This is a genomic window from Companilactobacillus heilongjiangensis (assembly GCF_000831645.3).
In the GTDB taxonomy this organism is placed as follows: Bacteria; Bacillota; Bacilli; order Lactobacillales; family Lactobacillaceae; genus Companilactobacillus; species Companilactobacillus heilongjiangensis.
The window spans coordinates 1,636,351-1,648,485 of the sequence record NZ_CP012559.1; the positions used below are offsets into that span (position 1 = coordinate 1,636,351).

Annotated in this window: 11 protein-coding genes and 1 tRNA gene; 3 read left to right on the plus strand and 9 right to left on the minus strand. The window is 35.8% G+C overall.

Annotation, left to right across the window (positions count from 1 at the left end; all coding sequences use genetic code 11):
* Positions 1–49: 49 nt before the first annotated feature.
* The 3 genes from argF to JP39_RS07475 all read right to left on the minus strand — a co-directional run bounded on the left by argF (position 50) and on the right by JP39_RS07475 (position 3,335).
* Entirely contained in the window at positions 50–1,087 is a 1,038-nt protein-coding gene (argF, locus tag JP39_RS07465; protein ID WP_371851546.1) for an ornithine carbamoyltransferase, read from the minus strand.
* A gap of 60 nt (positions 1,088–1,147) precedes the next feature.
* On the minus strand, positions 1,148–2,377 hold the full coding sequence (arcA, locus tag JP39_RS07470; protein WP_041501413.1) for an arginine deiminase: 1,230 nt from the start codon (positions 2,375–2,377) through the stop codon (positions 1,148–1,150).
* Positions 2,378–2,852: 475 nt separating this feature from the next.
* On the minus strand, positions 2,853–3,335 hold the full coding sequence (locus JP39_RS07475) for a hypothetical protein (RefSeq protein WP_041501414.1): 483 nt from the start codon (positions 3,333–3,335) through the stop codon (positions 2,853–2,855).
* 165 nt (positions 3,336–3,500) lie between these two features.
* Between JP39_RS07475 and JP39_RS07480 the strand changes: the two genes are divergently transcribed.
* Positions 3,501–3,571: transfer RNA gene (locus JP39_RS07480), tRNA-Gly, on the plus strand.
* A 105-nt stretch (positions 3,572–3,676) separates the two neighbouring features.
* Here JP39_RS07480 and JP39_RS07485 read toward each other — a convergent pair.
* Both JP39_RS07485 and JP39_RS12825 read right to left on the minus strand, forming a co-directional pair.
* On the minus strand, positions 3,677–4,225 hold the full coding sequence (locus tag JP39_RS07485; protein WP_048699046.1) for a TetR/AcrR family transcriptional regulator: 549 nt from the start codon (positions 4,223–4,225) through the stop codon (positions 3,677–3,679).
* A gap of 287 nt (positions 4,226–4,512) precedes the next feature.
* Entirely contained in the window at positions 4,513–4,635 is a 123-nt protein-coding gene (locus tag JP39_RS12825) for a hypothetical protein (protein WP_255312445.1), read from the minus strand.
* Positions 4,636–5,130: 495 nt separating this feature from the next.
* On the opposite strand from JP39_RS12825, the gene JP39_RS07490 reads away from it, so the two are divergent.
* Positions 5,131–5,412 (plus strand): hypothetical protein, encoded by a 282-nt coding sequence (locus JP39_RS07490; protein ID WP_041501415.1) that lies wholly within the window; start codon positions 5,131–5,133, stop codon positions 5,410–5,412.
* Positions 5,413–5,550: 138 nt separating this feature from the next.
* Here the strand turns inward: JP39_RS07490 and JP39_RS07495 are convergent, their stop codons facing one another.
* From JP39_RS07495 to glnA, 4 genes are all read right to left on the minus strand, one after another.
* On the minus strand, positions 5,551–5,988 hold the full coding sequence (locus JP39_RS07495; RefSeq protein WP_041501416.1) for a MerR family transcriptional regulator: 438 nt from the start codon (positions 5,986–5,988) through the stop codon (positions 5,551–5,553).
* 262 nt (positions 5,989–6,250) lie between these two features.
* Positions 6,251–6,862 (minus strand): TetR/AcrR family transcriptional regulator, encoded by a 612-nt coding sequence (locus tag JP39_RS07500; RefSeq protein ID WP_041501417.1) that lies wholly within the window; start codon positions 6,860–6,862, stop codon positions 6,251–6,253.
* An 8-nt stretch (positions 6,863–6,870) separates the two neighbouring features.
* Positions 6,871–8,244 carry an Nramp family divalent metal transporter gene (locus JP39_RS07505; protein WP_041501418.1) on the minus strand — a complete coding sequence of 458 codons (1,374 nt, stop codon included), beginning with the start codon at positions 8,242–8,244 and terminating at the stop codon, positions 6,871–6,873.
* A 530-nt stretch (positions 8,245–8,774) separates the two neighbouring features.
* The gene (glnA, locus tag JP39_RS07510) at positions 8,775–10,103 is read right to left on the minus strand and encodes a type I glutamate--ammonia ligase (protein WP_041501419.1); all 1,329 of its coding nucleotides are present in this window, start codon (positions 10,101–10,103) and stop codon (positions 8,775–8,777) included.
* A 906-nt stretch (positions 10,104–11,009) separates the two neighbouring features.
* On the opposite strand from glnA, the gene guaC reads away from it, so the two are divergent.
* Entirely contained in the window at positions 11,010–11,987 is a 978-nt protein-coding gene (gene guaC, locus JP39_RS07515) for a GMP reductase (protein ID WP_041501420.1), read from the plus strand.
* The last annotated feature ends 148 nt before the right edge of the window (positions 11,988–12,135 follow it).

A 12,135-nucleotide genomic window follows, 5' to 3' on the forward strand; every position in this document is an offset into this window, starting at 1 on the left:
AATGAAAAAAGGGCCAACCATTACGATTAGCCCCTTCTCCAATAACTGATTAAACCTTAGGGATGAACAAGTTACCTAGAGTTGCTGCCATAATGGCTTTAATGGAGTGCATTCTGTTTTCAGCTTCTTCAAATTGACGTGCATATTTGCTTCTGAAGACTTCGTCTGTTACTTCCATTTCATTTAGACCATATTTAGCCTTGATGTCTTGTCCATACTTTGTATTTGTATCATGGAAAGCAGGTAGACAGTGCATGAAGATGATTTGGTCATCTGGTTGACCTGTCTTCTTGATCATATCCATATTTACTTGATATGGTTTGAGTAATTTAATTCTTTCGTCCCATTGACTTTCTTCACCCATTGATACCCATACGTCAGTATAGATAACGTTAGTGCCTTTAACACCTTCTTCAATGTTGTCAGTAATCATGAACTTGCTGCCTGACTTGTCAGCATATGCTTGAGCAGTGTCAACAACACTTTGTTCTGGGAACAATTCCTTAGGAGCAACGATATGGATGTTTACACCCAACATTGAACCTGTAACTAAGAAACTGTTTGCCATGTTATTACGACCGTCACCAACGAATGTCAAAGTCTTACCTTTGATGTCGCCAAATGTTTCTTTCATTGTCATGAAATCAGCAAGCATTTGTGTTGGGTGCCATTCATCTGTCAAACCATTCCATACAGGAACGCCTGAGAATTTAGCAAGCCCTTCAACAGTCTTTTGTGAGAATCCACGGAATTCGATACCGTCGAACATACTACCAAGTACACGACCTGTATCTTCAACACTTTCCTTGCTTCCAAGTTGAATGTCGTTTGATCCTAAGAATTCTGGATGTGCGCCTAAATCAATAGCTGCAGTTGTGAAAGCTGAACGTGTACGTGTTGAATTCTTTTCGAATAACAATGCGATGTTCTTGCCTTCTAGATAATGATGAGGAATACCCTTCTTCTTTAGGGCCTTTAAATGTAGTCCGAAATCAATTAAATATTCTAATTCTTCTGGTGTGTAGTCCTTTTCTGCTAATAGACTTCTACCTTGAAATACTGAAGTTTCTTTACCTTTATAATCCAAAATCATTCCTCCTAGTGAGTATTAGAATTAGTTTATCACTTAGTTCTAATTATATTAAAACTATTTTAAGTCTTCACGAACTAATGGCATACTCATACAACGAGGGCCCCCACGACCACGTGATAATTCACTTGAAACTGTCTCCAAAACTTTCAAGCCGTGTTGTCTTAGGATTTCGTTCGATACGTAGTTTCTATCATAAGTAACTACGACACCGGGTGCGATTGCCAAAGTGTTTGAACCATCATTCCATTGCTCTCTAGGTGCAATGATTGGATCACCGTTACCTGTTGGAATCAAATCAAGGTCATCTAGGTTAAGTACATTCTTTAGTACACCCTTCAAGTCTTGACTGTGTTCCATTGTTAAGTCGCCATCTTTACCTGGATGGATTGTCCATGTATCGATCTTGCCACCTTCACCAAGAATACCTGGGTGAACTGTAAATTGATCGTAGTTGATCATTGTAAATACAGTGTCCAAATGCATCATTGCGTGGTTATGTGGAATCTTGATAGCAACAACTGTATCGTATGTGCCCTCAGCGAATAGATTTCTAGCAATATCTTGAATAGCAGTTGCTGATGTTCTTTGAGAAACACCAATTGCTAAGACGTGATCACTAAGAACTAATTCGTCTCCACCTTCGATACGGTGTGTGTGGTTTCTGTTACGCCATACATGTAAACCTTTGTCAGCAAAACGTGGGTGGTGGTCAATGATTGCTTCCATAAACATTGATTCACGTTGTCTTGCAGCGAAAGTCATATGGTTGATACTTAGTCCTTCACCGATTGAAGCTGCCGGGTCTCTAGTGAAATAGAGGTTTGGCATAGGATCCATGAAGAATGGATAATCTGAGTCTTCAGCGGCACTGACAAGGTCTGTCGGGGTAAAGTCAATGTCATTCTTACGAACACCGATCATCAATTGATTAACTAAAGCTGGTGTGTCAAGACTCATCAAGAATTCCTTCAATGCGTCATGATCTGCGCCAGTAGCGTAATCAGATTCGCGAAGCATCTTTTCAACGAAAGCATCTTTGATGTTTCCGGCGTCGATTGCTTCAGCAGCTAAATCATCAAGATAAAGGACTTCTGTTCCGTTATCCCTCAAAATTTGTGCAAAGTTATCATGCTCTTTTTGAGCAATTGGTAAATATGGGATGTCATCGAACAATAGTCGGGGCATTGTGTCGGGTGTAATGTTTTCAACTTCCTGTCCGGGACGTTTCAACATTACTACATCTAATTTGCCAATTTCTGAAGTAACATGGATTGGTTTTGTCATAAAAAATCACTCCTTAATTTTGAATTTCGTTACCGACATCTACTATATCGGACAGCTATACCTTTTGCAAGCGGTTTCATAACTATTTTACTTCATGGTATATATATTTTAATTTTACAACGAATCACGATTGGCTCCATATCTAGCAAGGGATAGAACTAATTAAAAAATTTCTAATCAAAAATAAATTTTTAAAATGGGCAAAATGCAGGACAAGATATTGTAAGTGCTTTCTGAAATCAACCGATTTATAATATTTTGTGCAATAAAAAAGTCAAAAAAGAATCAAAAAAAGACCATTCAATTTTGGAATTGAATGATCTGAGTTAATTTATAATTGTAAACTAGTTGATGGATTGGGATTTATTTAGTTTTTTCTTATACGTTAAAAAGATTATCGTTTTATAAGTCTATTCTTATTTGAAAGTTGAGTACAAAAAAAGAGAGGCAATTGATTGCCTCTCCTTACATTACGTTATTTACCGTTCTTTTGAACAGCTTTAACTGCTTGCTTGTGTGTACCGTTGTATAGTTTCCATTTCTTGCCATCAGGAGTTTTAATAGTTGTCTTGCCTGTCTTAACGAAGACCCAGTTGTTAAAGTCAGGTTCTCTCATAACTCTGAAACCGTCAATCTTGAACTTCTTTGGATCTTTCTTATCCATAACTAACTTAGATTTCTTAAAGTCAGAAATAACTGTCTTTGAACCATTCTTTGCGACACGAACGAATTGAACTGTCTTGTGATCCTTACCAGTAAAGAATGTAAGGTACTCATCCTTATTGCCATCACTTACACCAACGTAGTCATGGTTCTTGATTTCAGATTTTGTAATCTTTTTAGCTGAATGTTGTTCAACTTGCTTTGTACTGTTTGTGTTAGAACAACCAGTAGCAACGGTAGCAAAACCACCCATTAATGAAACAGCGGCCAAAAAAGTAACCAATGTCTTTTTCATTATAATCTTCTCCTTGAAGCAATTTATTGATAGAAATCTATCATTACTTCTGATTTTATGGTAATGAAAACCAAAAATCAATTTATATTGTAAATTCTCCGAACAATTTTAGATAAACTTTATCTTTTTGGAAAAAGTTATTGTATAATAAGAGAGTTGTGAAATGCGAACTTAGTTTAATGGTAAAATACCAGCTTCCCAAGCTAGTGTCGCGAGTTCGATTCTCGTAGTTCGCTTTAGAGCTTTTTCAAGTAGTGAAACAATGTTATATCAAACGTTAGTCTTAATTGACTAGCGTTTTTTTGTTTTTAGAAATATTTCAATATTAATCTAATTTATCTTTACTGTGCAGTAAAACTACTAATACCTTTTCGAAATAACTTTTCAAAGAATGTATCTAATTCCTCAACACTCATTTCCGGATGACTCAACCAATATTTAACCAATCCCAACAAAGCTGAAGAAATATATTGAGCCAACAGTTCCTTCTGCCTACTATCTAATCCATTGAAACGGTGTGAATTCTCAATTGTCTTTAAACCTTTGGCGGTTAAGAAATTAACAAAACTATCATAGAACTTAGAATCACCATTAGGACTCAACAAAATGGTGATAATCGCTCTTTTTTCATTAATCGATTCTAAGACCTTTAACACTTGAGATCTATCATCCTCTTCACTAATTCCATATTGATCAATTTTATCCAGACCATTCAAAATATCATTTTCGATAGCTTCCAAAATAGCCAGTTTATTAACATAATGACGATAAACTGTAGTCCGGTTGACCTTGCTGTAGTCGGCAATTGCCATAATCGTGATTTCTTCCAAACTTTTTTCTTTCATCAACACCAATAAGGCTGTCTGAATTTTTTCATCTGTATTATTCATAATTATCTCCCTTGCAACAAATTCAACTAACTTGTGGCTTAAAAATATTTCCTTATTTTCCACTATTTTGGTAGCGAATACAATACGGTTTTTGAATTAAAAAACATTGAATAAAATGTATTTCACCATGGATTTATTGATAGAAACATCCCTGTTAAATTAGCATGTAATACTTATGATGACGTATTCATTTACTAATTATTTTTATAAGAATACTCTCAGCTCTGGAAACGACCAAAATAAAAAGACCACTTCATCGGAAGTGATCCCTTAAATTAAACTTTAAATTAAGCCATCTTTAATTTTCCGACAGCTTCTTCAATTGTTTTACCATCTGCAAAAACGTGAGTGTTTTTATCTTCAACAGTAAACAACTGAGATTTTGTATTTAATTCTACGCGATACTTCATTTGTCTACCTCCCAATTAATTATTTCTTTATATCTGCTCAACGGATAATAAATGAAATTATATTCTTTATTTATTAAAATGCAAGCCCTTTCTTTTTAATAAATTGACCTAATGATGATTTTTACAGTGGCATAATTTTTAAATTCTCGATATAATGAGGTACAGAGTATAAGGAGAAGATGCAAAATGAAGAACATGTCCAAAAAAGAATATCCGTCGTGGTACCCTCGTAAACGGGGGCATAACACAGTAGAGTTTAATAAGCCAGATAAATGGTACGAATGGTCGGCCATTCTGGATGTTATCTTTTTTGCGATTTTTTTACTTATCATAAATCATTAGACTAAAGGAGCAACGTTTGGATCATATATTCCAAACACTGCTCCTTTTTTATTGTCAAAATTCAGCAAGATCAATGTACAAACCAAATATTAACAACTAATGTTATATTTTTATATTCCAAATTTGCTATAATTAAATTAAGGAGGCGGTAACATGGCTTTGAATATTAACTTGGTAAACGGCCGTAGCATTCATATCACTGACGAAACATATATTATTGCATGGAAATATCAATCATCAATGATGGCAAGTAATGCGGACCACTATTATCTAGATTGTATTTTTAAGGGTGGTTTTGAGGACGGCAAGATCACTGAAGAAGACGAAGAGAACAAATTGGAAGGTCTTATCAGCGCAGCCGATTGGTTGACAATTGGTAAAGACAACAAGAACTCTTTGAAAACTACCGCTGTTTTAAGTATCACCAGAGATTAATTGCACACTAAAAAGGACCCAGTCAATTGACTGGGTCCTTTATGCTCTCTGGGGGAAAGCAGTAATCAGAATTTTGATTACGCCAAATCTTAACATGAAAAAAACACAAATTCCAGAGAAAAGCCTGTATACAAATATTTAGTTATTCATTGATTGACAAGCTTTTGAAGTAGCTTTCAATGTACCACAAAAATTCTCTAAACCATCTTCTGATCCATTGTTACAAGCTGCCTCAAAATACTTAACTTTATAATCAAGTTTCTTCAAATATCTCTGTGATTGTTCAATTTGTTTCATAACTTCATCACGTTGACGCTTAAACATTTCCAATCTCGCCTGCAAAGTATCATTACCTGCCATCGACATGTTGATAAACTCACGGATTTCCTTCAGGGACATCCCTGTTTCTTTCAAACACGCAATCAAATCTACAAAGTCCATATCATCGTCAGTAAATTCACGGCGACCACCATTCCCACGATGTACAAATGGCATTAAACCCTCTTTATCGTAATAACGTAGTGTGTAGCTGGAAAGACCAGTCTTCTCTGCCACTTCTCCAATTGAATAAGCCATATTGGTCTCCCTCTTTTCTTTAAAAAATATTAATACCAGTATACCTTTACTAACAAAATTTTTGTACTTTTATAGATTTCAAACTGAACTATTACAAAAAAAAAACAGGCTGTGACATAACTATTCTTGTCTTAAATATGCAGCATAAACGTGCAACAAAACATAGATTTTTACGCTTAAAACAAAAAAACTAGCAATCCAAAATCGGATTACTAGTTTTTTTGCCTTAATACTCGAAAGCTGACGATGTTTTGTCACACTTTCATTTTTTAATCAACTGAATCAGTAGATGTATCTGTGACATTGTTTTATCACGAATATCATCACTGATTATTTTTTTATTTTTAATAATTAATTCTTCATAAATAGATCTCTGCAAAATTGAAACTACCGTATCGACCAAACTGCCTATCTCTTCGTCATTGGCAATCTTGGTTTTATCCTGAATCGACTTCACGCTGATAACTAAACTGCTCTTCAGTCGATCCAAAATTTGGGAAATCCATTTCGACTGGTCATTTGATAAAATTGCACGCTCTCGAATCGTAATCATAAAGGAACGATAACCTTCTTCATTTGAGAATAGCTCACATATTCCTTCATAAATACTATCAATCAACTTTTCAAAACCAGCTAAGTCATTTATATCAAGATGTATTTCATGAACGAAATGTTCTCGATAATCCATTCCTTTTTGAACAATTAAATCCAAGATTTGTTTCTTACCCTTTGGAAAATAATAGTAAAGTGAACCATCAGATATATCAACGGAACGACTAATTTCACGAGTTGTTGTGGCTTCGAAGCCTTTTTTAACAAATAAATCTTGAGCAACTTCTAAAATTTTTTCTTTTTGGATGTCGCTTTTCTTCATATATACCTCTAGGCTCCCATTATTGTTTGGAAAATAAGATAAACATTCAAGATGATTAAGACGATTGTTGCGAACCAGGCACTGTATTTAACCCAATTCTTATTCTTGAAATCTCCCATCAACTTCTTATCACTTGTGAAAATAACTAGTGGAATGATGGCAAATGGCAACGCTACACTCAAGAATACTTGTGAGAAAGTTAAAAGATTTTCAATTTTAGCTTCATTATCATGATAGTAAATGGCGAAAATCAAAACTGGTGTTACTGACAAAAGTCTTGTTAACAAACGTTGTGCCCAAAGTGGCATCTTTAATCTGATGAAACCTTCCATGATGATTTGTCCGGAAAGTGTTCCTGTAATAGTTGAACTTTGACCTGATGACAACAGTGCGATGGCGAATAACATACTCAAGATTGGACTGGCGATTGCACCAACGACTTGCTTGTTGCTCAATGCATTGAACAAATCAACGAAACGTCCCAAATCACTGTTAGTACCATAGAACAATGCAGCTCCTAAGATTAACAATAAACTATTAACGATAAAAGCTAAGAATAATTGAATATTTGAATCGATTGTTGAGAATTTAATTGCCTTAGCAACGTCTTTCTTATTACTACGATCAACTCTTCTAGTTTGTGAAATTGATGAACCTAAGTACAAATCATGTGGCATAACAGTCGCACCAACGATACCCAATGATAGGTAAAGCATTGATTTGTTAGTAATGATACTACTTGCTGGCAAGTAACCTTCCATAATTCCCGAAATACTTGGCTTAGCTAAAAATACTTCATATAAAAATACTAATAAAATAACTGTAACCAAAGTAGCTACGATAGCTTCAATCTTTCTGAAGCCCAATTTCATTAGCAACAACAGAATCAAAACATCGGCTGCGGTAATCAAAATACCCACAATCAGTGGAATATTGAACAACAATTTAATAGCAATACCAGAACCGATGATTTCAGCGATATCAGTCGCCATAATAGCTAGTTCAGCAATTATCCAAAGAATGAATCCTCCGGTCTTAGAAGTCTTCTCACGCGTCAATTGAGCCAAATCCTTACCTGTGACGATTCCAAGCTTGGCTGACATTGATTGTAACAACATCGCAATCAAACTGGAGATAAGTACCACTGACAAAAGTGTGTACTTAAATTGTGCTCCACCAGCGATTGATGTGATCCAATTACCAGGATCCATGTATCCAACCGCGATTAAAACACCGGGACCAGTAAAGGTCATTAATGTTTTCCAGAATCCAGCGTTTTCCGGCACTTCAATACTGCCGTTGATTTCATCTAGACTCTTGTTATCAGCTGTACTTGAGCTGACAAATTTCTTGTTTGTTTCTGTTTCACTACCATCCCTCATAGTAGTACCTCTTTTCTATTGGTTTAGAAATTCGGTGATATATTATCATTTGAACTTATGACGTTATCTCCGTATTTTTCAGACAAATTAAGCACACGATTAAACTATACAGCTATATAAATTATTATATTTTGAATAATTTGAGCGTGCGCTCAATTAACCATTGATACTATATCACGATTTACAGAAAAATACAGGCTTTTTTTTACGATTTTACAAATATTTTTGCAAAAAAAAGACTTATTCCGAAATATTCCGAAATAAGTCTTTTTATTTACATTTAAAAAATTAAGCTCAATACGAATTACCTGTTTAATTCTATTATTTAAAAAACTAAAAAAATAGAATCAAACTAGTCGGAAGAACTGAGAGTATTATCAGCAGTGAAAGTGATGTAAGGACTAAAGTCCTTACATCACCGGACGAATTTGGAGACTTGCGGTTTATGCAAGGCTTCAAATCGAGGGGCGAGACCTTGGCTCGACCCGGTCCGCACAGCAGATAGATACTCTCAGTTCTGGAGACGGCAATTAATATTGTGACATATAAGTATCACGTTCCCATTGGGAAACTGTTTGTTGGTATCTAGCCCATTCAGCATTCTTGGCAGCGAAGAAACTGTTTGTTAGACCCTTACCAAGTGATTGTTGAACATATTCATCTTTACGTAGTGCTTTCAAGGAGTTGTGTAAAGTTGAAGGAAGATCGACAATACCTTCTTCACGACGTTTGTCTTCTGACATTTCGTAGATATTATCTTTAACTTCTGGCATCAAATCGTAATCGCTCTTAATACCATCAAGACCGGCATCAAGGATACATGCGATTGCTAAGTATGGGTTAGTTGTTGGATCAACACTTCTCATTTCAATACGTTTTGACTTACCTTTAGCAGCAGGTACACGTACAAGTGGTGAACGGTTCTTACTTGACCAAGCAATGTAAGTTGGTGCTTCATAGCCTGGTACTAAACGTTTATATGAGTTAACTGTTGGATTATTGACAGCAGTCAAGGCACGAGCATGTTTCAAAATACCACTCAAGAATTTCTTGGCTGTATCTGACAACATATCGTTTTCATCGTCAAAGATATTGTCCTCGCCGTTAAATAATGACATGTTAATGTGCATACCTGAACCATTGATACCTTGCATTGGCTTTGGCATAAATGTGGCATACAAACCATGTTCTTTAGCAATTGTCTTAACAACAAGCTTGAATGTTTCGATACTGTCCGCAGCTGACAAAGCATCTTCGTACTTAAAGTCAATTTCTTGTTGTCCTGGTGCAACTTCATGGTGACTAGCTTCAACTTCAAAGCCCATCTTTTCAAGTCCGAGAACGATATCCTTACGAACATTTACACCTAAATCAACTGGTGAAAAGTCGAAGTAACTACCATCATCATTAAGGTGAAGTGTTGGATTACCATGTTCATCTGTATTGAATAAGAAGAATTCTGGTTCTGGTCCGATATTAAAGTTAGTGTAGCCCATGTCACGCATCTTCTTGATGATTCTCTTCAAGTTTACACGAGGATCACCTTCAAATGGTGTGCCGTCTGTCTTGTAAATATCACAAATCAAACGAGCAACCTTCCCATGTTCTTCACCCCATGGGAAAATCAACCATGTTGATAAGTCGGGATGTAGTAGCATATCACTTTCTTCAATACGTGTGAAACCATCGATTGATGAACCATCAAAAGTAATCTTGTTTGCTAGAACCTTATCTAGTTGAGAAACAGGAACTTCAACGTTCTTAATGATTCCGTTGATATCTGTAAACATTAGACAGATAAATTCAACGTTTTCATCGTTAACCATTTTTGTAATATCTTCTGCAGTATAATGTTGCACTTTTAACCACTCCTATTGGATATACCGATTTTTTTGAGACAACTAACAAACGTTATTAATATACCGTTCTATTAATAATATGATGATAATACCAATTACAAATCATAGTGTCAAATATTTTCATTATCATTTTCAATAATTTTAATATTTAACACGGGGCCGTCTCCAGGACTGAGAACATTTACCTGCTATGCGGACCGATCCGAGCCGAAGTGCGGTCTCGAATCTCGGTTTGAAGCCTTACCAAAACCCGGTAAGTCTCCAAACTCGCCCGGTGGTGTAACGGCTAAAGCCGTAACGCCACACCCACAGCTGGCAAATGTTCTCAGTCCTTCCGACTAATTTATTTTAATAAATAATTAAATGAAAATATCCAATTGTCATAAATAGATTACAAATTGTATTGTTAGAATACTGGTCACAATTTATTTCTTTCAGTTTTCATTTTCACAATTACTGAATAAAACATAGTACTAGTTGATAATTCATTATAAACATTTGTATCAACTATATTTCAATATCTAAAAGGAACTAATCATAGACAAACTAGTCGGAAGAGCTGGGAAATATTTGTGTGCCGTGGTAGTGGTATAAGTACGGGAGGACCTCCCGTACTTATACCACCGGACGTGTTTGGAGACTTGACGAACTGTGTCAAGGCTTCAAACCGAGGTTCGAGACCGCTCTTTGGCTCGGACCGTTCCGCACAGCTAGTGAATATTTCCCAGCTCTGTAGACGGAATACTTAACCAGCACTACAAATTGCATATGAAAATTTTATCATAATTAAACCCATTAATCGTATAAATAGTTTGACTTATTTCCTTTTTCCCGTTAAATTATAGATACGAACGAAATGAAATATAAAAATAATAATTGTTCGTTATTAATGGAGTGAATGATAAAATGCAAGTATTTGATTATGAAGATATTCAACTAATACCGAATAAATGTATCGTCGATAGTCGTTCAGAATGTAATACTGAGATCAAATTTGGTCCAAAAACATTTAAAATTCCGGTTGTCCCTGCCAATATGCAGACAATCATCGATGAAAAGCTGGCTGAAAAATTAGCTGCGAACGATTATTTTTACGTTATGCATCGTTTTGAACCCGAAACACGTGTTGATTTCATTAAAGATATGAATCAAAAAGGATTATTTACTTCCATCAGCGTTGGTATCAAAAAGGACGAATTTAAATTCATTGATTCCCTTGTTGCTGAACACTTAAAGCCCGATTACATTACCATTGACGTGGCTCACGGTCACAGTGATCGTGTCATCGAAATGATTAAATATATCAAAACAAACCTACCTGAATCTTTTCTAATCGCCGGTAACGTTGGTACTCCTGAAGGTGTACGCGAGTTGGAAAATGCCGGAGCTGACGCAACTAAAGTCGGAATCGGACCTGGTAAAGTATGCATCACTAAATTAAAGACAGGTTTCGGTACTGGTGGTTGGCAATTAGCTGCTGTAAGACTCTGTGCCAAAGCCGCAAGTAAGCCCATCATCGCTGACGGTGGCGTTAGAAATGACGGCGACATCGCCAAATCTATCCGTTTTGGAGCTGATATGGTCATGATTGGTTCCCTACTAGCTGGTCATAAAGAATCACCCGGCAAAATTATTGAAAAAGATGGTCAAAAATTCAAAGCATACTTCGGTTCAGCTTCACAATTTCAAAAAGGTGAATACAAGAACGTTGAAGGAAAACGTATGTTAGTTCCATATAAAGGCGAAATCATGGATACATTGACTGAGATGCAACAAGATTTACAATCATCAATTTCCTACGCCGGTGGCAAAGATCTCAAATCCCTTCGTAAAGTAGATTACGTAATCGTAAAGAACTCTATTTACAATGGTGATGTTTACTAATCTTAAATTAGATAAATATTAGATATTGACTTCAAAAATTAAATATTCAAAAAAAAGCAGGTTCCTGAGGATGAATTCAGCCGGAACCTGCTTTTTTTCAATACCCTAGCCTGAGGGTTCGAGGGATGGGGTCAGCAGTGATAGTGGT